Consider the following 25,930-nt stretch of genomic DNA (forward strand, 5'->3'; position numbering starts at 1 on the left):
CGGTCCTCGGGATTGAACTGCGGGCTTCTGTGTCCCGTCGTGAATCGCGTTTCAGTCTAGGGCCGTCCCCGTCGAAACGGGGCTGCGACCGATCGTCAGGGCTCAGCTGGGCGTGACGCCGAGCCGGTTGAGGTGATCGAGCCAGATCGGCCCCTGGGTCTCGTAGATGTGGCGGAAGAAGCGGTGGTCCTGCGCCGTGTCGTCGATGCCGAACGTGGCGGTGAGATTGCGGATGCGTTCGGTCTTGCCGGCCTCCACCATCATGTCCGAGATCTGCTGCACCATCTCGGCGGGCATCGAGGCCTTGCCGAAGAAGCCGGCCCAGCTCATCAGGTCGAAGACGGGGTCCTTCAGGCCCTGTTCGGCATAGGTGGCGACATCCGGCAGGGTGGACATGCGCTTGCCCGTGGGCACGGCGATCGCCACGCCTGCGCCGGTGTCGAGTACGCCCTTGGCGGCGGTGTAACTGCCCATGGCCACCTGGCTGCTGCCGGTCAGCAGGTCCTGCCACATGGGCGCCTCGCCCCGGTAGTGGACGATGGTCATGTCGAGGCCGAAGCGGCGGTTCAGTTCGGCGCCGACGATATGGGCGAAGGAGCCGGCGGCATAGGAGCCGAAGCTGGTGCGGTTCTTCTTCGCGAACTCGACGAACTCGGCGATGGTCTTCGCCCCCGTCGATTTCTGCGCCACCAGCGGCAGGTGCCCGGTGGACATGATCGCGAGGAAGGAGAAGTCCTTGTCCGGGTCGTAGGGCAGGTTCTTGAACATCACCCGGTTGCCCAGCATGGTCGAGGAGATGGTGATCATCAGCGTGTGCCCGTCGTCGGGCGCCGCCTTCAGCGCCTGGGCGGCGATGCCGCCGCCGGCCCCGACGCGGTTCTCCACCACCACGGTCTGCCCGCTCTTCTGCTGGATGTAGTCGCCATAGGCGCGGGCATAGCCGTCGGTGATGCCGCCGGCCGGGAAGGCGCAGAGGATGCGCACCGGCCGGTTCGGCCAGGCCCCCTGGGCGCGCAGCAGGGGGGGCGCCGCCACGCTGGCGGCTGCGGCCAGCATGAGGCCGCGGCGGGAGAATCGATGACGCATGGTGTTCCCTCCGGATCGTTCTTGTCGGGCTTTGCCCTTGGGGCCCTCCGGGCCCGTACGAATCCTCTCACGCCTGTGGGTCAGGGTCAAATCGCCGAAACACCATTTCGGACAATGAAACAAGCGGAAACTAGTCCGCCTTGGCCCCGCCGGGTGCCCAGAGGGTCGCGCGGAACTTGTCGGTCAGCGCCCGGGCGATCTGGGTCGCTGTCTCCTGCAGCGGCGCGAGAAAGTTCCTCACCGCGTCCTCCACCGAGATGACCCCGTGCAGCATCATGATGTTGATGCTGGCGAAGACCTCGTCGCCGTCGCGCACCGGCACGCCCATGGCCCAGACGCGCCCGTCGAAGACGTGCTGGCTATAGGCCTCGTCCATCAGCGCGTAGCCCTTCTCGCGCACCTCGGCGAGGAGCGGGGCGAGCTTCTTCGGCTGGCGGGCGAGCTCGGTCGACTTGCCCGGGATGGCGGCGAGCAGGGTGATGATCCGCTCCTGCTGCTCCTCGGGGCAGAAGGCGAGATAGGCCCGGCCCATGGAGGTGGAGAGAAGCGGAAACCGGAAGCCGGGCCGCCGCGAGAACAGCATGGAGCCCGGCTCGCGCGTCGTTTGCGCCACGATCATCGCGTCGCGGTCGAAGATGGCGATGTCGGAGGGCCAGCCGATCTGCTTGCGGAACTCGTGCATGATCGGTTCGGCGACGCCGCCGATCCACAGGTGCTGGTCGTAGCCGTGGGAGAGCAGCAGGCAGCGCCCCGTTGGCAGGTACTCGGTCCGCTCCGCGTCCCGCATCACGTAGCCCTCGTGCTCCAGCGTCTCGAGCATGCGCACGATGGTCGCCTTGTTCAGGCCCGTCGCCTTGTGCAGCGAACCCACCGTCGACCGCCGCTCGGCGTTCAGCACGCGCAGGATTTCCAGGCCGCGCGACAGCGCAATGACGGGCTCGAAGGAAGGCATCTCGGGTTCCTGATCGTCCCGCCGGGCGGTGCCCGGCGGGATTCGCCAAGGATATCATCACAAACCGTATTGGATGTCCCGTTCGTCTCAGGCCGTGCGGCTGGCGCGGTCCTTCTCGTTCGCGGCGCGGATCATCTCGCTCATCGCCTGCCATTCCGCGTCCGACATCTTCGACAGACCGTAGAAATTGCCGCCCGAGGCGTTGTAGCGCGCCCCATCGATGGCGATGGTCTGGCCGGTGAGGTACTCGCAGCCGTCCGCCATCAGGAAGGTGGCGAGGTTCTTCAGCTCCTGCATCTCGCCGTTGCGCCCCATCGGGCTGCCCTCGCGGCCCTTGTCCTCCTCGGCCGCGAGGCCGGGATTGAGCCGCTCCCAGGCGCCCTTGGTGGGGAAGGGGCCGGGCGCGATGGCGTTGAGGCGGATGCCGTAGCGGCCCCATTCGGCCGCCAGCGACTGGGTCATGACGTTGATGCCGGCCTTCGACATGGCGGAGGGCACGGTGAAGGGCCCGCCGTTCCACACCCAGGTGGTGAGGATGGAGATGACCGAGGCCTTGTGGCCGCCGGCGATCCAGCGCTTGCCGCAGGCGAGCGTCACGTAGAACGAGCCGTGGAAGACGATGCCGGCGATGGCGTCGAAGCCGCGCGGCGACAGGTCCTTGGTCGGGCTGATGAAGTTGCCCGCGGCATTGTTGACGAGGCCGGTCAGGGGGCCCGCGGCAAAGATCTCCTCGATCATCTCCTCCACTGCCTGGGCGACGCGGATATCGACCGAATGGGTGATGACCTTACCGCCGTGGCGGTCCATCAGCTCGCGCGCCGTATCGTCCAGCACGCCCTTGCGGCGGCCGCAGATATGCACCGTCGCGCCGAGGCGCAGATAGTCCTCGGCCATCTCGCGGCCGAGCCCCGTGCCGCCGCCCGTCACCAGGATGCGCTTGCCGGCGAGCAGGCCGTCCTTGAACATGGTCTCCATGCGAAATCCTCCCGTCGGCCTCAGCGGCCCTTGAAATCCGGCCGGCGCTTGCCCCTGAAGGCCGCGACGCCCTCGCCGAAATCGTCGCTGCCGAAGGCGACCACCTGCGCCATGGCCTCGAATTCGAGGAAGCCCTCGATCGGCAGTTCATAGGCGCGGCGCATCAGCCGCTTGGTGAGCCCCAGCGACACCGTGGGCCCGGCGGCGAGCGCCTGCGCCGTCTCCATCGCCGCCGCCATCAGCGCCTCGGGCTCCGCGAGTCGCGCCACGAGCCCCATCTGGTGGGCCTCCTCCGCCGAAACCTCCCGGTTGGTGAGCAGGATGTCGCTGGCGCGCTGGTAGCCGACGGCGCGCGGCAGCGTATAGGCGAGGCCGAGATCGGCCGCCGCCCCGAGACCGGGAAAGCCCGCCTTGAATCGCGCCTCCCGCGAGGCGAGGATGATGTCGCCGGTCAGCGCCAGCGACAGGCCGGCGCCGGCCGCCGCTCCGTTCACCGCGCAGACGATGGGCTTGTCGGCGGTGAGCAGCGGGATCAGCCACCTGTAGGTGCGCGTCATCCGGGTCTTCACCGAGAGGGTGCCGCGGTCGTCCATGGAGCGGATGTCGCCGCCGGCGCAGAAGGCGCGGCCCGTGCCGGTGATGACGACGGCCCTGACCTCCGGATCGGCGAGGAGCCCCGGCAGGGTCTCTTCGATCCCCGCCTTGATGCCGCCGGACATGGCGTTCATCGATTTCGGCTCGTTCAGCACGAGGGTGGCGACGGCGCCGTCCCGCCTCACCAGCACCGAAGCTTCTGTCGTCGCGTCTGTCATGCCATGTCCTCCGGCGGTCGTCCGGGCAACCGCGGACGAACCGTCGTTTCAGTGGACGAAATAGTGGCACGAAACGCCAGTCCCCAATTCGGGCGGTGCCGTCAGGGCCGGGAGAGCACCAGCGGGCGGTTGTCGGCCGGGGTCTTGCTCCAGCGCCCGTCCTCCTCGCGCTTGAAGGAGAGCGTCCCCGTCCGGCCGCCGAAGACCAGGAGCTCACGCTCGAGCCGCCAGTGGCTGAGCCCGAGGGCGGCCACCGAGCGCTCGCAGCCCGTCGCCACCTCCACCGCGAAGCGTTGCTCGAGGGCGCTGGCGCCCGCCGCCAGCTCCTGCTTCAGCAGCAGGGCGCAGAGGCTGCGTCCCGAGGGCTGACCGAGGGTCCAGGCGCCGGCGATCTCGTCGGCGGTGGGCAGCGTCTTGCCTGCCAGCGCCAGGCTGGTGAGGAAATAGACGTTGGGATCGCCCTGGCGCAGGGATTCGAAGATGCCGACCTCGGTCTCCTCGAAGTCGAAGGCGGGTTGGCCGGCCCCGTCGATCCAGCGGATGGAGCCCGACGGCGCGACCGACCAGGCGACGACGGCGGCCACGGCCGGAAAGGCCCCGACGCAGCCCTCGCCGAAGGCCACCGCCCGTCCCGCTCCCGCGCGGTCGGCTTTCAGCGTCACGGCGCATTTGCGGCTGCCCGCGGGGTTGGAGAGCTCCCAGGCGCCGATCACCCGTTCGGTCAGCGCCGCATCGGGGGTGGTGGTTGCAGGAGTCTGGGCGCGCGCCGCACCGCAGGGTGCCAGACACATGACCAGCAGGGCGAAGGCGCGCAGCATGGACCGATTAGAAGCGCGATTTGTGCCGCGCGTCCACCGGCTGGCGCCGATCATGACGCCGCGAGCCTGAGGCAGCCCGTATCCGCGGATCCGGCCCGGCGCGAGATGATCGCCGCCTTGCGCCGCACGCCCCCGGACGGTGCCCGCGCGTCGCGCCGCACCGGGTTCGGCAGGATGGAGACGAGCAGCGCCGCCTCGCCGAGGCTGAGCCGCGCCGCCGGCTTGCCGAAGGCGCGCTGCGCGCCCGCCTCGATGCCGAACTCGCCGCCCGGCCCCCATTCTGCGATGTTGAGATAGATCTCCATCATCCGCCGCTTCGACCAGACGAGGTCGATCATCAGGGCGAGCGGGATTTCCAGTCCCTTGCGCACCATGGCGGTGAATCCCGTGTCGCCCTGCCAGAGGAAGAGGTTGCGCGCCACCTGCATCGGCAGGGTCGAGGCGCCGCGCGAGGGCCCGTCCTCGTCCTCGATGACGGCCATCAGCTCGCGCCAGTCGACGCCGCGGTGGCGGCAGAACTGCCCGTCCTCCGAGGCGATCAGCACCGCCGGGACCGTGCGCGCCACCGCCTCCAGCGGCACGACGCTGCGCTCGTAGCCCTTCAGCGTCACCATGCGCCAGACCATCCGTGTCGAGACCGGCGTCACCACCGTATAGAGGAGCGTCAGCACCAGCGGCGTTAGCGCGACGATCACGGCGGCGAGGACGAAACGGCGCAGGAGGCGGAGCATGTCCATCCGGAACGAGGTGACGCCCATCCCCGGCGGGGAGCGGCCGATGGTGCGTGGCGTCGACGGCTGTCCCGCCGGCTGGATCGCGGTGACCATCGCAGCGGAGGGACCCCTGACGCCATGCGTCACGATAACGCGCAATTTCGCCGATCTGACCACCGGGGTCGAAAAAATCGCCGTGGACATGCCCATCGGACTTCCCGAGACGGCCGGGCCGGGTGGCAGGGGCCCGGAGACGCTGGTGCGCCCGCTGCTGGGAGAGCGCCAGTCCTCGGTCTTCTCCGTGCCGTCGCGGGCCGCCGTCTTCGCCGCCGACTACGGCGAGGCCTGCCGCATCGCCCTCGCCACCTCCGATCCGCCGCGCAAGGTCTCCAAACAGGCCTTCTTCCTCTTTCCCAAGATCCGCGAGCTCGATGCGCTCCTGCAGGCGGAACCCGCGCTGGTCGGCCGCGTCCACGAGGTCCATCCCGAGCTCGCCTTCTGGCGGCTGAACGGCGAGCGGCCGGTGCCCCTGCCGAAGAAGGTCTCGTCCCGCGGCCACCCGCCGGGGCTCGCCCTGCGCCGGGACATGCTGGTCGGCGCGGGCTTCCCCCAATCCTTCCTCGCCGATCCTCCGCGCGGCGCCGGCCTCGACGATCTGCTCGACGCGGCGGTGAACGCCCTCGTCGCGCGCCGCCTCCACGCCGGCACGGCGCAGCCCTTTCCCGATCCGCCGCGCCGCGACGCGCATGGCCTGCCCGTCGCCATCTGGGCTTGACCACACCGGCCGAACCGGGTCCCGTGCCGGGCTCGCGAGGACCTGCCCATGATCACGCCCGACGACATCCGCGCCGCCCATGCCCGCATCGCCGGCCGGGTGCGCCGCACGCCGACCATGACGCTCGCCCCCGAGACCTTCGGCACCCCCGTGCCGGTCGCCATGAAGCTCGAATTCCTGCAGGTGACCGGCACCTTCAAGGCGCGCGGTGCCTTCAACACCCTGCTCGGCTCACCCATGCCGGCGGCCGGCGTCTGCGCCGCCTCTGGCGGCAATCACGGCATCGCGGTGGCCCATGCCGCGACGAGTCTCGGTATTCCCGCCCGAATCTTCGTCCCCGAAATCTCCTCGCCCGCCAAGATCGCCCGCATCCGCGAGACCGGCGCCGAGCTGGTGGTCGGCGGCGCCCGCTATTCCGATGCGCTGGCCGCCTGCGAGGCCCATGCGGCGGCGACCGGCGCCCTCTCCGTCCACGCCTACGACGCCTGGCCCACCATGGCCGGCCAGGGTACGGTGGGCATCGAATGGGAGGAGGATGCCGGCGGCCTCGACACCGTGCTGGTGGCGGTGGGCGGCGGCGGCCTCATTTCAGGCATCGCCCGCTGGTTCGACCGGCGGGTGAAGGTGGTCGGCGTCGAGCCCGAGGGATCCTGTGCGCTGCACGCCGCGCTCGCCGCCGGTGGCCCCGTCGACGTCGACGTGCAGTCCATCGCCGCCGATTCGCTCGGCGCCCGCAACGTCTTTGCCCGCGTCCACGCGACGGCCGCCGCCTATGTCGATCAGGTCGTGCTGGTGCCGGACGCGGCCATTCGCGAGGCGCAGAAGCGGCTCTGGCTCGGCCTGCGGGCGGCGAGCGAGCCGGGCGGCGCGGCGGCCCTCGCGGCCCTCCTCTGCGGCGCCTACCGGCCCTCTCCCGGAGAGCGGGTGGGGGTTCTCGCCTGCGGCGCCAACGTCGATCTCGCCGCCCTCGCGGCGGCCGTCGACGCGTCCTGAGCGCTGACCGATCCGTGATCGGATCTCCGCCATGAAAAGGTGGTTTTTGGGACCTAGCGTGCTAGCCTGAAAGTTGCAGGAGACCTCGAACCGGAGCGGATCTTGAGCGACGGCATGGACAGGGAACGGCCTCCGGCCCCCAACGAGCATCACCTCGCTCTCGGTCACGCGATCGACCGCGCCAAACTCGTCATCCTCTGGGAGCGGGTCTGGCCGCGCCTGGTGCTCTTCCTCGGCATTTTCGGCGGCGTCCTCGCCGTCTCCTGGCTCGGCTTCTGGCAGGTCGTGCCCTATTGGGCCCGTTTCGGCGGCGTCCTCTTCGTCCTCGCCCTGCTGCTGGGCGCAGCCTGGCCGCTCCTGACGATTCGGCGTCCCTCCGACCAGGAGGCGCTGCGCCGCATCGACCGCGCGACGGAGGGCGGCCACCGTCCCGCCACCGCGCTCGCCGACGGCCTCGCCACATCCGACGACCCCTTCGCCAAGGCCCTGTGGGAGGAACACCGCGCCCGCGTCGCCGCCGCGGCCGGCCGGCTGCGCACCGGCATCCCGACCCCGCGGATGCCGAGCCTCGACCGCTACGCCATCCGCGCCCTCGCCCTTCTCCTCATCGTCCCCGCCTTCTTCCTCGCCGGCGAGGAGCGCACCCAGCGCCTCCTGACCGCCTTCGACTGGCGCGCCCCGCCGGTGCCGATCAACTACCGCATCGACGCCTGGGTAACGCCGCCGGCCTATACCGCCCGCCCCCCGGTGATCCTGCCGACGCGCCGCGTGAGCGACGGCGCGCCCGCCGCCCATGCCGCCGCCGAGCCCGAAATCTTCCGCGTGCCGGCCGGTTCCGTCGTCACCCTGCGCGTTGCCGGCCTCGCCGATGTCGCGGTGAAGCCGGAGGGCGGCATCGCCGCCGCGCCGGTCCCGGAACGCGCCGAGGGCGCTCCCCCGGCCACGGCGCAGACGTCCCCCTCGGCCCTCGCCGAATCCCGCTGGACCGTGACGCAGAACGGCAGCCTTTCGGTCAGCGGGTCCGGCGCCCAGCCGCTCGCCTGGCGCTTCGAGGCCATTCCGGACGGGGCTCCCACCATCGCCTTCGAGCGCGCCCCGCAGACCGACCAGCGCAACCAGTTCGTGCTCTCCTACAAGGTCGAGGACGACTACGGCGTGAAGGAAGCCGAGGCGACCCTGTCTCTGGCGCCCTCGGCCCTCGCCCTGCAGCGCGAGGCCGCCCGCCCGCTCGCCGACCTGCCGCCCCTGCCGCTCAGCCTTCCCCAGGCCCGCACCCGCCAGGGCAGCGGCCAGACGGCGCGCGATTTCGTCGCCCATCCCTTCGCCGGCCTGCAGGTGGCGGTGAAGCTCCGGGCGAAGGACGATGCCGGCAACGAGGGCTTCTCCGAAACCGTCTACGGCACCCTGCCGGCGCGCGTCTTCTCCAAGCCCCTGCCGCGCGCCCTCGTCGAGCAGCGCCGCATCCTCGCCCTCGATGCCAATGCGGCCCCGCGCGTCGCCCGGGCGCTGGAGGCGCTGACCACGGCGCCCGATCGCTTCGGCATGGAGACGCCGGTCTATCTCGGCCTCAGGACCGCCTATTTCCGCCTCGTCCGCGCCCGCGACGACGCCGCCCTCGTCGAGGTGATGGACTATCTCTGGGACATCGCCGTGCGCATGGAGGACGGCGACGTTTCCGAGGCCGAGCGCGCCGTCTCCCAGGCCGCCGAGCGCCTGCGCCAGGCCATCGAGCGCGGCGCCTCCGAGGAGGAGATCCGCCGCCTGTCGCAGGACCTGCGCCAGGCCATGGACCGGCTGATGCGCGAACTCGCCGAACAGGCCATGCGCAACCGCCAGGACGGCAACCAGCAGCAGGCGCAGCGCGATCCCAACGCGCGGCAGGTCCGTCCGCAGGACCTGCGCGACATGCTCAACCGCATCGAGAACCTCGCCCGCAATGGCGCCCGCGACCAGGCCCAGCGCCTGATGCAGGAGCTGCAGCAGATGCTGCAGGGCCTGCAGGCCGGCCGCCAGCAGCAACAGCAGCAGGGCGAGAACGGCGAGCAGGGCGAACAGGGCGAGAGCCCGCTCGACCGCCTGGCCGACATGATCCGCCGCCAGCAGCAGCTGCGCGACGACACCTTCCGCCGCAACCAGGAGCAGCGCCGCGCCCAGCGTGGCCAGCAGCGCCCCGGCCAGCGCGGCCAGCAGGGCCAGCAGCAGCAACCGGGACAGCAGGGCCAACAGGGCGAGGGCGAGCAGGGCTACGACCAGCTCGGCGACGCCCAGCGCCAGCTCCGCGAACTCCTCGACCAGCTTCGCGAGCAACTCGGACAGCAGGGCGAGGGCGAAGGCCAGGGGCAGGGCCAGTCGGAGGGCGGCCGTCAGGCGCAGGAGGGCATGGGTAATGCCGGCCGGGCCATGCGCGAGGCGGAGGAAGCTCTCGGCCGCGGCAACGGCCAGGGCGCCACCGACGCCCAGGGCCGCGCCCTGCGCAGCCTACAGCAGGGGGCCCAGGGCCTCGCCCAGCAGATGCAGGAAGGTCAGGGCCAGGGTCAGCAGGGCCAGCCCGGCCAGCCGGGGGGCCGCCAGGGCCAGGCCGGCAACCAGGATTACGATCCGCTGGGACGGCCGACGCGCGGCCGCGAGGCCAACGAGAACTCGGACGTGCGCATTCCCAATGCCGGCGAGGGCGCGGCCCAGCGGGCCCAGCGCGTGCTGGAGGAGCTGCGCCGCCGCCTCTCGGACCAGGATCGGCCGCAGATCGAGATGGAGTATATCGAGCGCCTGCTGCGCGGCCTGCAGATCCAGTAGCCGCTCAGGCCTCCGCCGCCGGCAGCTCCCAGACCTCGCCGGGGCGGATGGCGCGGAACAGGTCGGGCGCGATGGCGCGCTCGGCGAGGGCCGCATGCAGCGCCAGGCGCGGCTCCTCGATCGCCTCGTTGGTGAGCTGCACCGTGCCCCAGTGGTGGGCGAGCGCCCGGCGCGCGCCGCAATCGATCATCACCTGCACCGCCTCGGCCGGGTTCATGTGCTGGTCGCGCATGAACCAGCGCGGCTCATAGGCGCCGATCGGCAGGATGGCGAGGCGGAAGCCGCCGAACCGCCGCTTCGCCTCGCGGAAGTGGTGGCCGTCGCCATAGCCGGTATCGCCGATGTGGTAGACGAGGCCGCCCGGCGCCTCGATGACGAAGGCCGCCCACAGCGCCTTGTTGCGGTCGAACAAGCCCCGCGCCGTCCAGTGCCGCATCGCGGCGAGATGCACGGCCATGCCGTTGCCGATCTCGATGCGGTCGCCCCAGTCGTGGGCCTCGGCACGGATGGCGGGATCATGGGCCTTCATGATGGCGTCCTGGCCGAGCGGCGTGATCACCCTCGGCTGGTGGACGGCCTGAAGCCGCGACAACGTCTCCACGTCGAGATGGTCGTAGTGCCCGTGGCTGACGAGGACGAGGTCGATCTTCGGCAGGGCGTCGAAGGCGATGCCCGGGGCGTTGACCCGCTTCGGCCCTGCAAAGGAGACCGGCGACACCCGCTCGGACCAGACCGGATCGAAGAGGATGTTCAGGCCGCGCGTCTGCATCAGGATCGTGGCGTGGCCGACATAGGAGAGGCGGACGGCGTCGCCATCGACCCGCGGCGGCGGTACGTCCGCATGGTCCGAGGGCCAGCTCTCCGGCCAGCGCGCCCTTTCGTCGCCGCCGAACTGCCAGCGCAGCAGGTCGGTGAAGGCCTTGGGCGGCGAGCCGTGCGGGTCGAAGAAGCGGGTGCCGTCGAAATGGTCGCTGACCGGGCCGGAATAATAGGGCTGGCTGCGATAGGCGAAGGCGCCGCCGGCGCCGCCGATGACCGGCAGCGAAGCGAGCACGCCGAGGAGGCGGCGGCGGTTGAGCTTGGAGCGAGGCGGAGCCGGGGGCTTGCTCATGCCGGCAGTCAGCCGCCGGTCATGGGCGGAAAGAAGGCGATTTCCCGCGCACCCGCCAAGGGAGCGTCCGGTTTCACGTGGACTTGATCGAGGGCGGCGCGAATCACCGTGCGGTTCTCGAAGGCATGGGCATAGCCCTCGCCGCGGCCGATGAGATGGGCGATGAGATCGGCGACGGTGACGACCCCGGCCGGCGGCTCGATCTCCTCCGAGGCGAGGCCGATCCGCTCGCGCACCCAGGCGAAATAGAGCACCTTCACGGCTCGTCCTCCTCGATCAGGTGGCCGGCCCCGGCGCGAAAATAGTCGTAGCCGGTATAGAGCGTGAGGATGGCCGCGCACCAGAGCAGCACGATGCCGACCAGGGTCACCCCGGGCACGATCTGGTCGCCGGCAGGGCCCGCGATGAGAAAGCCGACGGCGACGAGTTGCACCGCCGTCTTCCACTTGGCGAGCCGGGTCACCGGCACCGAGACGCGCAGCTCGGCGAGGAATTCCCTGAGGCCCGAAACCAGGATCTCGCGCGCCAGGATCACCATGGCCGCCCACAGCGACCAGCCGAGGATGGTGCCGTCGGCGGCCAGCATCATCAGCACGATGCCGACCAGGAGTTTGTCGGCGATGGGGTCGAGCATGCGGCCGATGGCCGAGTGCTGCGACCAGGCGCGGGCGAGGTAGCCGTCGAAATAGTCGGTGATGGCGGCGACGATGAAGATGCCGAGCGCCACCCAGCGCAGCCAGATGCCGCCCTCGTAGATGACCTGGGCGAAGAGGCAGGCGGCCACCAGCGGCACGGCGAGGACGCGGCCGTAGGTGAGGAGGTTCGGGACGCTGTAGGTCTTGCCGCGGCGCGGGCGGTCGATCGGATCAGCCGAGCTCATCATCTTGTGATGGACGAGGGGGCCGGCCGGGTCAATGGAAACCCATGTCGTGGCGCGCCGCCTCTGGACAGAACGTCGTGAGCGGCTAGAACCGCGGCATGAAACCCGCCGAGATCGTCGCGTCCTGCCTCAACCGACCCTGGCTGTCGGGCGCCCTCGCGATCGCGGCCGGCGCCACGGGCACGATCCTCGGCGCCTGGTTCTTCGAACTGGTGGTCGGCCTGCCGCCGTGCCCGCTCTGCCTGCAGCAGCGCGTCCCCTATTACGCGGTCATCCCCGCCGCGCTCGTGGTCGCCTTCATGGCCTGGAAGCGCTGGCCCGGCGCCCTCGTCCGCCTCGGACTTCTCCTTCTGGCGGGCCTGATGATCTGGGGTGCCGGGCTCGGCGTCTACCATGCGGGGGCGGAATGGGGTTTCTGGCAGGGGCCGACCACCTGTGCCCAGCCGACCGTCATCGCCCGCAACCCCGCCGACCTCCTGCGCCAGTTGCAGACGGCAAAACCCCTCGCCGATTGTACGGTCGCCGCCTGGCGCTTCCTCGGCCTGTCGCTCGCCGGCTGGAACGTGCTGATCGCCTCGGCCCTGGCGCTGGTGGCGCTCGCCGCCGCCAGCTGGCCCCGCGCCGACACGGCTTTGGCGGCGTGACCGAGCCGACGGCCTCCCCGCCGGTTCATCCGCCTCCGGCCATCTCGTTGCGCCGCGCCGTTCTGGCGGCGGGACGGGCCGGCACCTCGTCATAGCGCTGGATGACATAGGCCTCCCGCACCTCGGATGTCGTGAGTTCCAGGAGGTAGGCCGCGACGTCGAGGCCGAGGGACCTTGCCCTCTCGGTTGCTCCCTCCAGTTCGACGACGAGCCGTCCGATCTCATCGGATCGTTTCATCATAGCCTCCTCACGCTGCCTGGCGCTGCATCTGTGTCCGCCCCGCCTCGCGCGCGGCATAGCCGTAAATGACGTCCTGTGCCGTCCGGTGGCGCGCCTCGGCCTCCTCGTCGGGCACCGCCGCGACGAGGAAAGGCTCCGTGCCCCGCGCGTGGCGCAGATAGGTCTCGAGGGCGTCGAGTGCCTCCTCGTTCGTGGCCGCCGAGGTCGCCCGCAGCTCCTGCCCCTCGGCGAGGCGAAGCGCCTCGTGCGCGGCCATTTCGAGGAGCGTCTGCAAAAAGCGCGCCTGGCGTCTGCGGGCCAGCACCGCGGTCTGGACGACCAGCGTGGCGAGATAGTCGTCGGTCTCGGCCGACGGATAGGGTTTCAGACCATGCATCCTTGCCTCCTCCGGTCTAGTTCAGGCCATGACGGCGTGCAGCGGGGTCGCGGCGATGCCGCGCCCTGCGAAGCCGTCGAGGACGTCGGGCGTGACGTCCATCACGCCGGCGATCACCGGCCCCCCGTCGATGTCGGTGATGGGACCGAGCGGCGTCGGCCAGAAGCCCATTTCCAGGAACCGGGTCACCCAGACCGGGTGGCCCTCCCAGGTCATCTGCTCGATGCCGTTGGCGAGGCAATGCTCGACGACGGCGCGGGCCATCTCACCGGAGCCACGCGACCAGCTGCCGTCGCCGCGATATTTCGGATCGATGGCCAGGCGCGTCCATTCCCAGATCTGCGGCCCCCGCGGAATCCCGCGTGGCGCGAGTTGCGGATAGGCGTCGCTGAGGAGATGCGGCCATTGCGTCGGCAAGAGCCGGGTATAGACCCGCAGATTGTCGCGCTCGTCGAGAATGAGGAAGTGGCGGGCCGTCTCGACGTCGAACTGGTCGATCTCACGCCCGTCCGGCTTGCGAAGCCGTTCCCACCCCAGTTCCTCCACGAAGATGCGATGGCGAAGCCGGAAGGCCTCATCCATCAGGGACGCGTGCCGGGCGATGTCGCGCCCGTCGATGACGAGAAGCCGCATGCCAACCCTCCCAAGGTGACCGAGGGGAAGGGTGGGTTGCGACGGGCCTTTCTGTCATTGGCCCGATCGGACTATTGCGCTCTGCCACGCAGCGCCGCGAACCTCAGGGGATGATCTTCCGGCGCAGGCAGCGGGCGACGAGATGGGCGCGGGACGTGCAGCCTGTCCGCTCCAAGGCGCTGGCCAGATGATTCTTCACCGTGTTCTCGGAGATCGCCAGGATCTGACCGATCTCCCAGTTGGACTTGCCCTCGGCGGCCCAGCGGATGCATTCGATCTGCTGCGGCGTCAGGCCGAAGGATCCTCCGCCGTCGCCCGGCAGCCTCGCCCGCCGGATCGCTTCGTAACCGTAGAGGCTGATGAGATGGAGCGAGCGCTGCTCGCGTCTCGACAGGGTCACCCGGTCGGCGCCGAAGGACACGCAGGCGTCCAACCCGCCTCCGGAGTGGATCGGCACGCAATAGCCGTCCGCGAGGCCGAAATCACCGGCCTCGTCCAGGATGAGAGCCTGCTCGCGGCTGATCGTCGGGGTGCGGGATTCGCTCCAGACGAAAGGCATGACCGAGCTCATCACCTTCCGCATCGCCGGATCGATCTGGGCATAGTTGCGGCTGTTGTAGCGATCCCACCAGCCCTGCGGCCAATGATGGACCAGCACGAGCGCCTCGAGGTTCTGATGGGGGAGAGGCACGCCGGTGACGATGAGGGAGGAAAAGCCGAAATGGCGCATCACGCCCACCAGTTCGGTCATGACCTGGTCAGGCTCGGTCCTTCCTTCCAGACGATCGATCACATCGAACGCATAGCGGTCGACGTCCAGTACTCCGCCCGCCATCCGAGCCTGCTCCCCAGGACCACACCGATTCAGCGTGCAAAACCTGCAAGACGCAATCTACGGATAATTACAGATATAACCATGTGCCCGAGAGGCTGGGCGCCACCATCCCGGAGCACGGCGACGCCGGTCCCGTCGGACGCCTCCGCGCGGCACTCGGCCGCGGACCCGAGGCATTTCGCTCCGAAGCCTACGGCTCCAGCTCGGTGTCCCAGTAGAGATAGTCCATCCAGCTCTGGTGCAGGTAGTTCGGCGGGAACAGCCGGCCGTTGGCGTGCAGGTCCTGCACGCTCGGGGCGAAGGGCATGCGCGCGAGGTGGAGGCCCGATTCCTTCAGCGTCTTCGAGCCCTTGCTGAGATTGCAGGGCGAGCAGGCCGTCAGCACGTTGTCCCAGGTGGTCTGGCCACCCTTGGAGCGCGGGATCAGGTGGTCGAAGGTCAGGTCCTCGCCGTGGCCGCAGTACTGGCAGCGGAAACGGTCGCGCAGGAAGACGTTGAACCGGGTGAAGGCGGGATTGCGCGACGGCTTCACATAGGTCTTGAGCGACACCACGCTCGGCAGCCTCATCTCGAAGCTCGGCGAGTGGATCGCCTTCTCGTAGGTCGAGACGACGGTGACGCGGTCGAGGAAGACGGCCTTGATCGTATCCTGCCACGACCACAGCGACAGGGGATAGTAGCTCAGCGGGCGATAATCCGCGTTGAGCACCAGGGCCGGCCATGAACCAGGAGAAATGGCGGTCGAAACCGGCAGGTCCCCGGGCGATACGGCGACCGTCAAGATGAACTCCTTGCGATCGGGCGGCTCGGCGATTCGCGAGCCGCGAATTCAGGCACTGACCGATACTATGGGGATCGTGTCGCTCTTGTGAAGCCCAAAGGGCAGGTCATCACGCCGTCGTGGCAGGAATGGCCGCCCGGCCTTTCAGCGCGGCGTAGTGGGCCCAGAGGAGCCGGGCCGCCGCGGCGCGACGGGGCCGCCAGCGTTCGGCGACGGCGATCATGGTCCCGGCATCCGGCCGCGCGGCGAGGCCGAGCGCGTCCTGCACCGCCGCCTGCAGCGCGATGTCGCCGGCCGGCCAGGCATCGCCGTGACCGAGGCAGGTGAGGAGATAGACGTCGGCGGTCCAGGGCCCGATGCCCTTGACCCGGGTCAGCGCCGCATGGGCCGCCTCGGCCTCCATCGCCGGCAGCGCCTCGAGGTCCAGCGTGCCGTCGAGGACCGCCGCCGCGACGGCCCGCAGCGTGCGCGTCTTCGGCCGCGACTGGCCGCAGGCGCGGTAATCCTCGTCGCTCGCCGCCGCCAGCCGTTCGGGGGTCACCGCGCCGAGCACCGACAGCGTCCGGCTCCAGATCGCCTGCGCCGCGAGCGTCGAGATCTGCTGGAACACCACCACGTGGACGAGGCCCTCGAAGCCCGCCGGTCGCCGGCGCAGCGGAGGGATGCCGCGCTCGGCATGCAGCCGGCCCATGACCGGGCACTGTGCCGCCAGCACCGCCAGCATGGCGCTCAGATCCTCGTCCGTCTCGATCCGCATCGCGTCCAGTCTTGCGCCCCGCCCCCGCCTCGACCATAGGCTCAGCCATGGCGGCCGCGCACCACCCGATTGCTGACAGACCGGTCCTGCGCTTCGCGCCGAGCCCCAACGGCCTGCTCCATCTCGGCCATGCCCGTAGCGCACTGGAGAACGAGAGGATGGCGGCAGCCCTCGGCGCGCGCCTGCTGCTGCGCATCGAGGACATCGACCGCACCCGCTGCCGCCCCGAGTTCGAGGCGGCGATGATCGAGGATCTCGCCTGGTTGAGGATAGCCTTCGAGACGCCGTACCGCCGCCAGTCGGAGCATCTCGCCGACCATGCCGCCATGCTGGCGCGGCTTGCCGCCATGGGCCTCGTCTATCCGAGCTTCGAGAGCCGTGCCGAGCTGAAGAGCCTCGCCGCCGCGAGGGCGGCCGAGAGCGGACGGCCCTGGCCGGCCGATCCCGACGGCGCGCCGCTCTATGCCGGCCGCGGCCGCGACATTCCGCCGGCGGAGGCCGCGGCGCGGGTGGCGGCGGGCGAGCCCCATGCGCTGAGGCTCGACATGGCGACGGCCATGGCGCGGCTGGCGGGCCCGCTGAGCTGGACCGAGACGGATGCGACCGGCCGGCCGCAGCGGGTGGTGACGGCACAGCCCGAGCGCTGGGGCGACATCGTCCTCGCCCGCAAGGAACTCGCCACCAGCTATCACCTCGCCGTCGTCACCGACGATGCGCTGCAGGGGGTGACCCATGTGGTGCGTGGCGAGGACCTGTTCGAGGCCACCGCCGTCCACCGGCTGCTGCAGGACCTCCTCGGGCTTCCCGCCCCTCTCTACCGCCACCATGGCCTCGTGCTGGGGCCCGATGGGAAGAAGCTGTCAAAGAGCGACCAGGCGGAGGGATTTCGGGGGCTGCGGGAGGCGGGCCTGACGGCCGGGGACCTTCGGCGGCAGTTGGGGTTCTAACGAGGCCCACTCGGGCCAGAGATGAAGCGTCGCCTCCGCGTCATGCCCGGCCTTGTGCGGGGCATCCACGAATTCCCTGGAGGGCGGTGGTCAAGTCGTGGGTGCCCGGGATCAACCCGGGCATGGCGGCAAGGGTGGCGGATCAATCGTGGGCCTGCCGTGTCCGTTCGCGCCCTCAGATCGCCCGGCCGGCCGCCGCCCAGTAGGGATCGCGCAGGCGGCGCTTGAAGATCTTGCCCGAATCCTCGCGTGGCAGGTCGTCGCGGATTTCGATATGCCGCGGCAGCTTGTAGTCGGCAATGCGGGTGGACAGCTCCGCCTTGAGTGCCGCCGGGTCGATCTCCACCCCGGGCTGCGGCGCAATCACCGCCATGATGCTCTCGCCGAACTCCGCGTGGGGAATGCCGAAGACCGCGCAGTCGCGCACCTGCGGCAGGGCGAGCAGCGCCGCCTCGATCTCGGCGGGGTAGATGTTCACCCCGCCGGCGATGATCATGTCGCGCTTGCGGTCGCAGAGGAAGACATAGCCGTCGGGGTCGACATAGCCGATGTCGCCGCAGGTGATGAAGCCGGCGTCGTCCACCTCGGCGCGCTTCTCCGGCGCCTTGTGGTAGGTGAAGTCGGGATAGCCCGCGATGCGGCAGAAGAGCTCGCCGGTCTCGCCCGGCGGGACCTCCCGGCCGTCTTCGCCCAGCACCCTGATCTCCGCGCCCGGCGACAGCCGGCCGACCGAGCCGGGCTTCCTCAGTGCATCCTCCGACGTCGCGAAGGTGACGGGCCCCGTCTCGGTGCCGCCGTAGAATTCGTGGATGACCGGGCCCCACCAGGCGATCATCGCCGCCTTGACGTCGGCGGGACAGGGCGCCGCGGCGTGGATGACGAAGCGCAGCGAGGAGAGGTCGTAGCGGCTGCGCACCGCCTCGGGCAGTTTCAGCAGGCGCACGAACATGGTCGGCACCATGAAGATCGTGTCGATGCGATGCTCCTCGATCAGCCGCAGCATCTCCTCGGCGTCGAAGCGCGGCATCAGCACCAGCACGCCGCCGAGCCGTCCCGCCCGGATGCCGAAGGAATTGGGCGCGGAGTGGTAGAGCGGTCCCGGCAGCAGGGCCCGCACACCGGGCCTGAGGCCGTAGACGAGGGCGCGCAGGCCCTCGGTCGCCTTCGCCTCCTCCGGCGTCGGCGCCTTGCGCTTGACGCCTTTCGGCTTTCCCGTCGTGCCGGAGGTGTAGATCATGCTCATCGGCGCCGGCCGCGCTGCGCCCTCATAGGGCGCAGCGCCCGCCAGCCAGAGGTCGAGGTCGCGCGCTCCGGCCGGCAGTTCCGCCGCGGCGGGAGGCGGAAAATGCTGAGCCACCTCCGGCGGCACCGGTACGCGGAAGACCGCGAGGCTGCCCGGCAGATGGCCGTCGAGCGGCGCCAGCAGGTCCTCGTGGCCGACAAGGACCTTCGCCTCGCAATCGTCGAGGATGTAACGCACCTCGTCCGCCTTCAGGTGCCAGTTCACCGGCACCGCATAGGCGCCGAGCATGGCCGCGCCATAGGTCGCCTCCAGGAAGGCAATGTCGTTGCGCATTAGGATGGCGACGCAGTCGCCGGGGCCGACGCCGAGCCTGTCGAGACCGCCGGCGATGCGCCGGGCGCGCTCCTCCACCACCGCCGGATCACGCTGCCGTTCGCCGCTGACGATGCCGCGCGACGTGCCCTGCGAACCCTCAGCCATCGTCGCGCTCCCTTCCCTTATTCCGGCCGGGTCAGTTGACCGCCCGTGCCCGTCCCTCCCAATGGGGACGCCTCAGGTCCGTCTTGAGGATCTTGTTGGCCTGCGACAGCGGCATGGCCTCGCGCACCTCGATGGTCTGCGGGCACTTGAAGCCGGCGATGCGCGTCTTGCAGTGGGCGATGATCTCCTCGGCCGTGGCGCTCTGCCCGGCCTTGAAGGTGACGACGGCATGCACCGCCTCGCCCCAGACGGGGTGCGGCACGCCGATCACGGCGCATTCGCGGATGGCGGGGTGGGTGAGCACGGCGTTCTCGACCTCGATGGAATAGACGTTCTCGCCGCCGGTCACGATCATGTCCTTGATGCGGTCGGAGACGTAGACATAGCCGTCGGCGTCGAGATAGCCGGCATCGCCGGTGTGCATGTAGCCGCCGCGCAGCGCTTCCGCCGTCATTTCCGGCTGGTTCCAGTAGCCCTTCATCACCAGCGGGCCGGCGACGATGATCTCGCCGATGGCGCCCACCGGGACGTCGTTGTCGTCCGGGTCGACGACGCGCAGGTCGCAGCCGACGACGACCCGCCCGCCGGAGGCGAGACGGTGGATTTTCGCCGGATCGAGCGAGTGATCGTCGGGTTCGAGATAGGTGCAGGCTGGCGACAGCTCGGTCATGCCGTAAGCCTGGGCGAAGCGCACATGCGGCAGCCGCCGCATCAGCGCCTCCAGCGTCGCCACCGGCATGGGCGCGCCGCCATAGCCGATCACCTGCAGCGAGGAGAGGTCGTAGCGGTCGAGGTCGGGCTCGTTGAGGATCATCGTCATCATGGTCGGCACCATGGACGTGAAGGTGATGCGGTGCTGCTGGATCGCCTCCAGGACGCCCTTCACCGTGAAGCGCGGAATGACCACGTGGGTGGCGCCGAGCAGCGTGTTGGTGAAGACCCGCGACCCCGCCGCCGCGTGGTAGAGAGGCCCGGCATGAAGCCCGACGACGGAGCTGTCGAGCTTGGTGTGAACCATGCCGCCGAACGAGTTCGACATGCAGTTGATGTGGGTGAGCATGACGCCCTTGGAGCGTCCCGTCGTGCCGCCGGTGTAGAACAGCACCGCCACGTCATCGCCGTTGCGCCGGGCGTCCTCGACCGGTTGCTGCGCGGCGAGCGCCGCCTCGTAGGCGATCATGCCGCTGGGAAGCGCGCCCTCGCCCGCAAAGATCACGTGGGCGAGGTCCGGACATTGCGGCCGGAGCGCCTCGGCCAACTCCACGAACTCGTCGCCGACGAGCAGCACCTTGGCGCCGCTGTCCTGCATCAGGAAGGCGGTCTCGGGCAGTGCATAGCGGGTGGAGACCGGCACGGCGATGCCGCCGGCCCAGAAGGCTGCGAAGAAAAACTCGAGATAGCGGTCGGAGGAATGGGAGAGCATCGCGACCCGGTCGCCCGGGCCGACGCCGAGGCCGCGCAGAACGCCCGCGAGCCGCGCCACACGATCGGCGAACTGCTTCCACGTCCAGCGCCTTTCGGCGAAGATCACGGCGGTCTTGGTGGGAAAGAGGCGCCGGGCGCGATGCACGGCGAGGGTGAGCTGCATGGTCACGACGCCGAACCCCGCGCCGCTCCGCCCTGCCGTGTCGTCCTCGTCATGCGCCTGCCCCATGCGGTGCCCGCCCGTCGGCGGACACAGTCCATCATGAAGCGCTATTTCTCACCATGAAACACGGTTTCGCAACCGCGCCGGACGGGGGATGGGCGTCTGCGGCGCGACCGCGCCCTCAGATCTCATAGCTGAAACCGTCGACCGATTCTCGCGCCAGGATCTGGTCCATGGCCCGCGACGGCTCGGCGCAGCCGGCGGTGCCGACGGGTTTGGCCGGTACGCCGGCGACCGTGGTGTTCGGCGCCACCGCATGCAGCACCACCGATCCCGCGGCGACACGGGCACAGCGGCCGATCTCGATATTGCCGAGGATCTTGGCGCCCGCGCCGATGAGCACGCCACGGCGCACCTTCGGATGGCGGTCGCCGGCCTCCTTGCCGGTGCCGCCGAGGGTGACGTTCTGCAGGATCGACACGTCGTCCTCGATCACCGCCGTCTCGCCGACCACGAGGCCGGTGGCATGGTCGAGGAAGACGCCCTTGCCCATGACGACGGCGGGATTGATGTCGGTCTGGAAGACTTCCGACGACCGGCTCTGCAGATAGAGCGCGAAGTCGCGGCGCCCGCGGCCGAGCAGCCAATTGGCGAGGCGATGGGTCTGCAGGGCGTGGAAGCCCTTGAAGAACAGCACCGGCTCGATCAGCCGATCGGCGGCGGGATCGCGGTCGATCACCGCGGCGGCGTCCGCCCGCATGGCCGCCGCCATGGCGGAGGAGGCGGCCAGGGCCTCGGTGAAGGCGTCGTGGAGGACGTCGGCCGGCACGTCGCCGGTGGCGAGACGCGCGGAGATGCGGCGTGCGACCGCATCCTCGAAGGAGGAGGCCCGGCCGATGGTGCGCAGGACCAGCGTCGCCAGTTCCGGATTGGCGGAGGCCATGGCATTGGCTTCGCTGCGCAGCCGGTGCCAGGCGAGATCGGCCGTATCGGCGGGCAGGGGGATGATGGTTCCCGTCGCTTGGGTCTTCGCCATGGAACGATCCTCCGCAGCATGGGTGGAAGGGAATAAGGGCACTGTCCCCGGCGGATTCAAGTCAAATCGCCGGGATAGAACGGCCGTCTCTGATCGCGGTTCGTGGTGGGATACGCGTTTTGTGAGGAAAGGCGTTGGGAGGCGAACGATCTCCCCATGCCATGGCCCTGCATCGGGCGAGTGCGTCCTTCGAGGCTCACACCGGCGCTGGCAAGCAGCGCCTATGCTCGCACCTCAGGATGAGGTGGGTGGCGTGTGGCATCAGCGACTGAACAGGCCGCGACGGCTGCGGTCTGCGACCGGGGTGCAATCCACAGCCGTCCTCATCCTGAGGTGCGAGCGGAAGCGAGCCTCGAAGGACGCAATGGCCGGGATGCAGCACCGGCGCCGCGGCCGGCCCGTCACACCGCCATGGCCTGTTTCTCGCGCCGCCGCTGCACGGAAGAGGGAATTCGCAGCGCCTCGCGGTATTTCGCCACCGTCCGGCGGGCGATGTCGATGCCGGAGGCCTTGAGCTTGTCCATGATGGCATCGTCCGAGAGCACGTCGTCGGGCGTCTCGGCGTCGATCATCTGCTTGATGCGATAGCGTACTGCCTCGGCCGAATGGCTTTCGCCGCCCACTTCCGAGTTCGCGATGGACGAGGTGAAGAAATACTTCATCTCGAAAATGCCGCGGCTGGTGGCGATCGACTTGTTGGAGGTGACGCGCGACACGGTCGATTCGTGCATGCTGATGGCGTCGGCGATCGTCTTCAGGTTCAGCGGCCTGAGATATTGCACGCCGAGGGCGAAGAAGGCGTCCTGCTGCCGCACGATCTCGGTGGCGACCTTCAGGATGGTGCGGGCGCGCTGGTCGAGGGCGCGGGCGAGCCAGGTCGCCGTCTGCAGCGCGTCGGCGAGGAAGGTCTTTTCCGTGTCGCTCTTCGTCGTCTTCGACACGCGGGCGTAATAGCTCTGGTTGACCAGGACCTTGGGCAGGGTCTCGCTGTTCAGCTCGACGATCCAGCCGCCGTCGGGGCCGGCCCGCACCATGACGTCCGGCACCAGCGGCTGGACGGGGGCGAAGCCGAAGGCGAGGCCCGGCTTGGGATTGAGGCGACGGATCTCCGCCACCATGTCGGCGAGATCCTCGTCGTCCACCGCGCAGATCTTCTTCAGCGCCTGGTAGTCGCGCTTGCCGAGCAGGTCGAGATGACCGACCAGCGCCTGCATGGCCGGGTCGAAGCGGTTCTTGTCCTTGAGCTGGATGGTCAGGCATTCGGCGAGGTTGCGGGCCGCGACCCCCGAGGGCTCGAAGCTCTGGATCACCTCCAGCACGCTGGTGACGTCCTCGATCTCGGCGCCGAGCCGCTCGGCCACCTCCTCGACGGTGACGGTGAGATAGCCGGCCTCGTCAACCGCATCGATCAGCATCTGGCCGATGAGCCGGTCCGCCTGGGTCTCCACCGCGAGGGTGAGCTGGTTCGACAGGTGGTCGACGAGCGACAGGTCGGCGGAGACGAAGGCCTCCAGATTGTAGTCCTCGTTGTCGCTGCCGCCCGAGCCGACATTCGACCAGGACGAGGTCATCGGGTCGGAGGCGGCGTCGGCATGGCGGGCCTCGGGGCCCTTGTCGTCGGGGAAGACGTTTTCGAGATCGGTGCCCAGCCGCTCCTCGATGTCGGTGCGGCTGTTGCCCATGTCGTCGCCGAGCCAGTCGCCCGCCTGGGCGTCACCGGGATCGGAGGGCGCGGGCGCTTCCGCCGGCTCGCCGTCGACGGCGGGTTCGGGGGCGTCAGCGCGTTCCAGCAGGGGATTCTTCTCGAGCTCCTGCTCGACATAGGCGACGAGGTCGAGATTCGACAGCTGCAGGAGCTTGATGGCCTGCATCAGCTGGGGTGTCATCACCAGTGACTGGCCGACGCGGAGCTCTAGTCGGGCTGACAGGGCCATCGTCTCGGGCGCATCCCTCAGGGTTTCTTGCGCCGCATCATAGAAGGCCGGCGGCACGAACAGCAAGGTTCATGCCATGATTCCAATGACTGAGGGGTTAAAAGGGCGTTCCCTGCCTCTTCCGCAGCGTCAGAGGCGGAATTCCTCGCCCAGATAGAGCCGGCGGACGTCGGGATTGGAGACGATCTCGTTCGGCGTGCCTTCCATCAGCACCTGGCCGGAATGGATGATGTAGGCGCGGTCGATGAGGCCGAGCGTCTCGCGCACGTTGTGATCGGTGATGAGCACGCCGATGCCGCGCTCCTTGAGGTGGCGCACGAGGTTCTGGATGTCGCCCACCGCGATCGGGTCGATGCCGGCGAAGGGCTCGTCGAGCAGCATGAAGGAGGGCCGCGTCGCCAGGGCGCGGGCGATCTCGAGCCGCCGCCGCTCGCCGCCCGACAGGGCGATGGCCGGGCTCTTGCGCAGCCGGGTGATGGTGAATTCCTCGAGCAATTCGTCGAGGTCGCGCTCGCGCTTGGCCTTGTCCTTCTCGGTGACCTCGAGCACGGCGCGGATGTTGTCCTCGACGTTGAGGCCGCGGAAGATCGAGGCCTCCTGCGGCAGGTAGCCGATGCCGAGCCGCGCCCGCCGGTACATGGGCAGGGCGGTGATGTCGTGGCCGTCGAGCTCGATATGGCCCTTGTCGGCCTCGACCAGGCCCGTGATCATGTAGAAGACCGTGGTCTTGCCGGCGCCGTTGGGGCCGAGCAGGCCGACGGCCTCGCCGCGCCTGAGGTCGAGGCTGACCCCGCGCACGACGGCGCGGCCCTTGTAGCTCTTCCACACGCCGTGGACCGACATTACGCCCTCGCCGGAGCGTGGCTCCTCCTGGGCGCGCGCGATCGGCGCGGAGTCCGGCCGGTCGAGCGCCGCCACCTGGGCGGTCATCTCCTTGACCAGCCAGTCGTCCTCGACGGCGGCCGCGGAAGCAGGCCGACGCCCCACGAGGCCGGATACACGGTCGAGGACGGACACGGGCTCTCTGTCCTATCCGCGCGGGCTGCGGGCCTGCGGACGCGCGGGCGTGCAGTCGGGATTGTTCACGCCGCCGGCGCCGCCGCCGCCTTGCAGGATGCCGGAGACGCGCCCGCCGGAAGGGGCCGCGTCCAGTCGCACCCGGTTGGCCGTCAGGTCGGCATGCAGCCGGGCGCCGCGAAGCACGTTCTCACACTGGGTCAGCGTCACGTTGCCTTCCATGATCGCCTCGTTGCGGCGCGCGTCGAAGGACCCGCGCTCGGCGGTCGCGGTCTGGTTCTTGGAGCGGACGATGACGCCGCCCTGCATCTCGAAGCGCCGGACGTTCTGCGTTTCGGAGGGAGCGGCGGCCGGTCCGCCCTGCCGCGGCGTGGTGGTGGCCGGGCGACCCGCCGCGGCGGACGAATTGTCCTCGTAGAAGATGACGAGCCTGGCGGTCTGCAGGGTCGATTCGCCCTGCTGGACACGCACGTTGCCCGAGAGAACGGCGCGCTTCTCGGTATCGAAGACCTCGGCGCGATCCGCCTCGAAGGCGATCGGGTCGCTGCGGTTCTGCGTGAACCCGACGAAGGGGCTACCGGCCTGCTGCGCCATGGCCGCAGGCGCGATGAAGGCTGCGGCGAGGATTGCCGCCGCCAGCGGGCGCCTGTCGAAGAGGAGCGCGGCGGTGCGGGCCAGCATCATGGTCTGTCTCCGGATCGGCTCGGCGCAGGAGAAGGCTGCGAGAGATCGGTGATGGTCGGATCGGGCGGTTCGGGCGTGAAGCTACCACGCACCCTGCCTTCAAGCACGATCACCTTGCCGTTGTCACTAATTTGCATGCGCTCGGAAACGATCTGGCCGCGCGGCGAGGTGAGCTTCACCGGCCCGTTGGACGTGATCGTCCCGGCTCGGGTGTCGACCAGCGCGTGGCCGAGTTCGCCGGTCTGGCCGGCGGAGGTGGTCACGACGACGTCCTGGGTGAGTTCCACGCGGCCGGTCTTGGTGTCGAGAAGTCCCGTCGCCGAGACGACGCGGGCCGTGCCGCCGCCTTCCAGCTGCATTTCCGAATCGATCGAGGTCAGCGCCACGACGTTGGCCTGGGTGATGTCGTGTTCGGCGCGGGTGGCGGTGACGCGGTAGAAGCGGTTGTCCGCCGTGTAGCCGGTCAGCCGGGGCGCCTCCATCGTCACCTTCGACCCGGCCATGGAGACGGCACCGACCGAAATGGGCAGGTTCAGGTTCTTCAGCGGATCCCACCACGAGATGAACACCACCACGCCGAAGATCACCACCGCCGCGACCGGAACGAGCACGCGCAGCCGCCGCACCGTCTTCGAGTGACGGTAGGCGAGGGTGAACGCGGCTTCGCGCTCGACGCTGCCGCCCTTGCCGCCGCGGGCGGACCCGTCCCATTCATCCGTGCGGCGCGCAGCCATCGTCCCGCTCGTTCTCCTCTCGCATGGCCGCCGGCCATCGCCCTCGGGCCAGGCATTGACCACGACTCTATGGCCCCACCATGGCGCGTCCG

Annotated in this window: 27 protein-coding genes; 5 read left to right on the forward strand and 22 right to left on the reverse strand. The window is 69.7% G+C overall.

The window, feature by feature from the left end; genetic code table 11:
• Positions 1-102: 102 nt before the first annotated feature.
• From C6569_RS18245 to C6569_RS18270, 6 genes are all read right to left on the reverse strand, one after another.
• Positions 103-1,086, reverse strand: a complete 984-nt coding sequence (locus C6569_RS18245) for a Bug family tripartite tricarboxylate transporter substrate binding protein (RefSeq protein WP_245898149.1) — start codon at positions 1,084-1,086, stop codon at positions 103-105.
• 130 nt (positions 1,087-1,216) lie between these two features.
• Complete coding sequence (locus C6569_RS18250; protein WP_106750215.1) at positions 1,217-2,038, reverse strand: IclR family transcriptional regulator domain-containing protein; 822 nt, start codon at positions 2,036-2,038, stop codon at positions 1,217-1,219.
• Positions 2,039-2,125: 87 nt separating this feature from the next.
• Positions 2,126-3,004 (reverse strand): SDR family oxidoreductase, encoded by an 879-nt coding sequence (locus tag C6569_RS18255; RefSeq protein WP_106751121.1) that lies wholly within the window; start codon positions 3,002-3,004, stop codon positions 2,126-2,128.
• A gap of 29 nt (positions 3,005-3,033) precedes the next feature.
• Positions 3,034-3,825 (reverse strand): enoyl-CoA hydratase/isomerase family protein, encoded by a 792-nt coding sequence (locus C6569_RS18260; RefSeq protein WP_106750216.1) that lies wholly within the window; start codon positions 3,823-3,825, stop codon positions 3,034-3,036.
• 101 nt (positions 3,826-3,926) lie between these two features.
• Positions 3,927-4,643: an AprI/Inh family metalloprotease inhibitor gene (locus C6569_RS18265; protein WP_181313809.1), complete on the reverse strand. Its 717-nt coding sequence runs from the start codon at positions 4,641-4,643 to the stop codon at positions 3,927-3,929.
• Between the two features lie 50 nt (positions 4,644-4,693).
• Complete coding sequence (locus C6569_RS18270; protein WP_106750218.1) at positions 4,694-5,374, reverse strand: transglycosylase domain-containing protein; 681 nt, start codon at positions 5,372-5,374, stop codon at positions 4,694-4,696.
• On the opposite strand from C6569_RS18270, the gene C6569_RS18275 reads away from it, so the two are divergent.
• The 3 genes from C6569_RS18275 to C6569_RS18285 all read left to right on the forward strand — a co-directional run bounded on the left by C6569_RS18275 (position 5,373) and on the right by C6569_RS18285 (position 9,917).
• Positions 5,373-6,131 carry a DUF429 domain-containing protein gene (locus C6569_RS18275; RefSeq protein WP_342750236.1) on the forward strand — a complete coding sequence of 253 codons (759 nt, stop codon included), beginning with the start codon at positions 5,373-5,375 and terminating at the stop codon, positions 6,129-6,131. The genes C6569_RS18270 and C6569_RS18275 overlap by 2 nt on opposite strands.
• Before the next feature lie 48 nt (positions 6,132-6,179).
• Positions 6,180-7,124: a threonine/serine dehydratase gene (locus C6569_RS18280; protein ID WP_106750219.1), complete on the forward strand. Its 945-nt coding sequence runs from the start codon at positions 6,180-6,182 to the stop codon at positions 7,122-7,124.
• A gap of 102 nt (positions 7,125-7,226) precedes the next feature.
• Positions 7,227-9,917, forward strand: coding sequence for a TIGR02302 family protein (locus tag C6569_RS18285; RefSeq protein WP_146144843.1), 2,691 nt, complete (start codon positions 7,227-7,229; stop codon positions 9,915-9,917).
• Positions 9,918-9,921: 4 nt separating this feature from the next.
• Here C6569_RS18285 and C6569_RS18290 read toward each other — a convergent pair whose 3' ends face one another.
• Genes C6569_RS18290 through pgsA form a run of 3 tightly spaced genes read right to left on the reverse strand, consistent with a single transcriptional unit; the run spans position 9,922 to position 11,908 of the window.
• Positions 9,922-11,028, reverse strand: coding sequence for an MBL fold metallo-hydrolase (locus C6569_RS18290; RefSeq protein ID WP_106750221.1), 1,107 nt, complete (start codon positions 11,026-11,028; stop codon positions 9,922-9,924).
• Positions 11,029-11,036: 8 nt separating this feature from the next.
• A complete protein-coding gene (gene moaD / locus C6569_RS18295) occupies positions 11,037-11,288 on the reverse strand; it encodes a molybdopterin converting factor subunit 1 (protein WP_106750222.1) in 252 nt (83 codons plus the stop codon).
• Positions 11,285-11,908: a CDP-diacylglycerol--glycerol-3-phosphate 3-phosphatidyltransferase gene (gene pgsA, locus C6569_RS18300; protein WP_106750223.1), complete on the reverse strand. Its 624-nt coding sequence runs from the start codon at positions 11,906-11,908 to the stop codon at positions 11,285-11,287. The genes moaD and pgsA overlap by 4 nt, the downstream gene beginning before the upstream one ends.
• A gap of 98 nt (positions 11,909-12,006) precedes the next feature.
• Between pgsA and C6569_RS18305 the strand changes: the two genes are divergently transcribed.
• Positions 12,007-12,552, forward strand: a complete 546-nt coding sequence (locus C6569_RS18305; protein ID WP_106750224.1) for a disulfide bond formation protein B — start codon at positions 12,007-12,009, stop codon at positions 12,550-12,552.
• 25 nt (positions 12,553-12,577) lie between these two features.
• Here C6569_RS18305 and C6569_RS18310 read toward each other — a convergent pair whose 3' ends face one another.
• The 6 genes from C6569_RS18310 to C6569_RS18335 form a co-directional block, all read right to left on the reverse strand.
• The gene (locus C6569_RS18310; RefSeq protein ID WP_106750225.1) at positions 12,578-12,790 is read right to left on the reverse strand and encodes a hypothetical protein; all 213 of its coding nucleotides are present in this window, start codon (positions 12,788-12,790) and stop codon (positions 12,578-12,580) included.
• Between the two features lie 10 nt (positions 12,791-12,800).
• Positions 12,801-13,169 (reverse strand): hypothetical protein, encoded by a 369-nt coding sequence (locus tag C6569_RS18315; protein ID WP_106750226.1) that lies wholly within the window; start codon positions 13,167-13,169, stop codon positions 12,801-12,803.
• A 21-nt stretch (positions 13,170-13,190) separates the two neighbouring features.
• Positions 13,191-13,802, reverse strand: a complete 612-nt coding sequence (locus tag C6569_RS18320) for an acyl-homoserine-lactone synthase (protein ID WP_106750227.1) — start codon at positions 13,800-13,802, stop codon at positions 13,191-13,193.
• Positions 13,803-13,905: 103 nt separating this feature from the next.
• Positions 13,906-14,637, reverse strand: a complete 732-nt coding sequence (locus tag C6569_RS18325; protein WP_106750228.1) for a helix-turn-helix transcriptional regulator — start codon at positions 14,635-14,637, stop codon at positions 13,906-13,908.
• Between the two features lie 190 nt (positions 14,638-14,827).
• Complete coding sequence (locus C6569_RS18330) at positions 14,828-15,391, reverse strand: HNH endonuclease (protein ID WP_245898361.1); 564 nt, start codon at positions 15,389-15,391, stop codon at positions 14,828-14,830.
• Between the two features lie 136 nt (positions 15,392-15,527).
• Positions 15,528-16,175, reverse strand: coding sequence for a DNA-3-methyladenine glycosylase family protein (locus C6569_RS18335; RefSeq protein ID WP_106750229.1), 648 nt, complete (start codon positions 16,173-16,175; stop codon positions 15,528-15,530).
• 47 nt (positions 16,176-16,222) lie between these two features.
• Between C6569_RS18335 and gluQRS the strand changes: the two genes are divergently transcribed.
• Positions 16,223-17,122, forward strand: coding sequence for a tRNA glutamyl-Q(34) synthetase GluQRS (gluQRS, locus tag C6569_RS18340; protein ID WP_106750230.1), 900 nt, complete (start codon positions 16,223-16,225; stop codon positions 17,120-17,122).
• A gap of 175 nt (positions 17,123-17,297) precedes the next feature.
• Here the strand turns inward: gluQRS and C6569_RS18345 are convergent, their stop codons facing one another.
• The 7 genes from C6569_RS18345 to lptC form a co-directional block, all read right to left on the reverse strand.
• On the reverse strand, positions 17,298-18,845 hold the full coding sequence (locus tag C6569_RS18345; protein WP_106750231.1) for an acyl-CoA synthetase: 1,548 nt from the start codon (positions 18,843-18,845) through the stop codon (positions 17,298-17,300).
• 31 nt (positions 18,846-18,876) lie between these two features.
• A complete protein-coding gene (locus C6569_RS18350; protein WP_245898150.1) occupies positions 18,877-20,499 on the reverse strand; it encodes a long-chain-fatty-acid--CoA ligase in 1,623 nt (540 codons plus the stop codon).
• A gap of 115 nt (positions 20,500-20,614) precedes the next feature.
• Positions 20,615-21,469, reverse strand: a complete 855-nt coding sequence (gene epsC, locus C6569_RS18355; protein WP_106750232.1) for a serine O-acetyltransferase EpsC — start codon at positions 21,467-21,469, stop codon at positions 20,615-20,617.
• Positions 21,470-21,870: 401 nt separating this feature from the next.
• Positions 21,871-23,403, reverse strand: coding sequence for an RNA polymerase factor sigma-54 (gene rpoN / locus C6569_RS18360; protein ID WP_106751125.1), 1,533 nt, complete (start codon positions 23,401-23,403; stop codon positions 21,871-21,873).
• 129 nt (positions 23,404-23,532) lie between these two features.
• Positions 23,533-24,333: an LPS export ABC transporter ATP-binding protein gene (gene lptB / locus C6569_RS18365; RefSeq protein ID WP_106751126.1), complete on the reverse strand. Its 801-nt coding sequence runs from the start codon at positions 24,331-24,333 to the stop codon at positions 23,533-23,535.
• 99 nt (positions 24,334-24,432) lie between these two features.
• The gene (locus C6569_RS18370) at positions 24,433-25,104 is read right to left on the reverse strand and encodes an LptA/OstA family protein (RefSeq protein WP_106750233.1); all 672 of its coding nucleotides are present in this window, start codon (positions 25,102-25,104) and stop codon (positions 24,433-24,435) included.
• Entirely contained in the window at positions 25,101-25,838 is a 738-nt protein-coding gene (lptC, locus tag C6569_RS18375; protein WP_106750234.1) for an LPS export ABC transporter periplasmic protein LptC, read from the reverse strand. Before lptC ends, C6569_RS18370 begins: the two co-directional genes overlap by 4 nt.
• Positions 25,839-25,930 lie beyond the last annotated feature (92 nt).

Source organism: Phreatobacter cathodiphilus (assembly GCF_003008515.1).
GTDB classification, from domain to species: domain Bacteria; phylum Pseudomonadota; class Alphaproteobacteria; order Rhizobiales; family Phreatobacteraceae; genus Phreatobacter; species Phreatobacter cathodiphilus.

Coding starts and splice junctions, on each gene's coding strand:
- C6569_RS18245 (WP_245898149.1), bottom strand. CDS start 1,086: ATGCGTCATCGATTCTCCCGCCGCGGCCTCATGCTGGCCGCAGCCGCC.
- C6569_RS18250 (WP_106750215.1), bottom strand. CDS start 2,038: ATGCCTTCCTTCGAGCCCGTCATTGCGCTGTCGCGCGGCCTGGAAATC.
- C6569_RS18255 (WP_106751121.1), bottom strand. CDS start 3,004: ATGTTCAAGGACGGCCTGCTCGCCGGCAAGCGCATCCTGGTGACGGGC.
- C6569_RS18260 (WP_106750216.1), bottom strand. CDS start 3,825: ATGACAGACGCGACGACAGAAGCTTCGGTGCTGGTGAGGCGGGACGGC.
- C6569_RS18265 (WP_181313809.1), bottom strand. CDS start 4,643: ATGCTGCGCGCCTTCGCCCTGCTGGTCATGTGTCTGGCACCCTGCGGT.
- C6569_RS18275 (WP_342750236.1), top strand. CDS start 5,373: ATGTCCATCCGGAACGAGGTGACGCCCATCCCCGGCGGGGAGCGGCCG.
- C6569_RS18270 (WP_106750218.1), bottom strand. CDS start 5,374: ATGCTCCGCCTCCTGCGCCGTTTCGTCCTCGCCGCCGTGATCGTCGCG.
- C6569_RS18280 (WP_106750219.1), top strand. CDS start 6,180: ATGATCACGCCCGACGACATCCGCGCCGCCCATGCCCGCATCGCCGGC.
- C6569_RS18290 (WP_106750221.1), bottom strand. CDS start 11,028: ATGAGCAAGCCCCCGGCTCCGCCTCGCTCCAAGCTCAACCGCCGCCGC.
- pgsA (WP_106750223.1), bottom strand. CDS start 11,908: ATGAGCTCGGCTGATCCGATCGACCGCCCGCGCCGCGGCAAGACCTAC.
- C6569_RS18305 (WP_106750224.1), top strand. CDS start 12,007: ATGAAACCCGCCGAGATCGTCGCGTCCTGCCTCAACCGACCCTGGCTG.
- C6569_RS18310 (WP_106750225.1), bottom strand. CDS start 12,790: ATGAAACGATCCGATGAGATCGGACGGCTCGTCGTCGAACTGGAGGGA.
- C6569_RS18315 (WP_106750226.1), bottom strand. CDS start 13,169: ATGCATGGTCTGAAACCCTATCCGTCGGCCGAGACCGACGACTATCTC.
- C6569_RS18320 (WP_106750227.1), bottom strand. CDS start 13,802: ATGCGGCTTCTCGTCATCGACGGGCGCGACATCGCCCGGCACGCGTCC.
- C6569_RS18325 (WP_106750228.1), bottom strand. CDS start 14,637: ATGGCGGGCGGAGTACTGGACGTCGACCGCTATGCGTTCGATGTGATC.
- C6569_RS18335 (WP_106750229.1), bottom strand. CDS start 16,175: ATGCGGATCGAGACGGACGAGGATCTGAGCGCCATGCTGGCGGTGCTG.
- gluQRS (WP_106750230.1), top strand. CDS start 16,223: ATGGCGGCCGCGCACCACCCGATTGCTGACAGACCGGTCCTGCGCTTC.
- C6569_RS18345 (WP_106750231.1), bottom strand. CDS start 18,845: ATGGCTGAGGGTTCGCAGGGCACGTCGCGCGGCATCGTCAGCGGCGAA.
- C6569_RS18350 (WP_245898150.1), bottom strand. CDS start 20,499: ATGGGGCAGGCGCATGACGAGGACGACACGGCAGGGCGGAGCGGCGCG.
- epsC (WP_106750232.1), bottom strand. CDS start 21,469: ATGGCGAAGACCCAAGCGACGGGAACCATCATCCCCCTGCCCGCCGAT.
- rpoN (WP_106751125.1), bottom strand. CDS start 23,403: ATGGCCCTGTCAGCCCGACTAGAGCTCCGCGTCGGCCAGTCACTGGTG.
- lptB (WP_106751126.1), bottom strand. CDS start 24,333: ATGACCGCCCAGGTGGCGGCGCTCGACCGGCCGGACTCCGCGCCGATC.
- C6569_RS18370 (WP_106750233.1), bottom strand. CDS start 25,104: ATGATGCTGGCCCGCACCGCCGCGCTCCTCTTCGACAGGCGCCCGCTG.
- lptC (WP_106750234.1), bottom strand. CDS start 25,838: ATGGCTGCGCGCCGCACGGATGAATGGGACGGGTCCGCCCGCGGCGGC.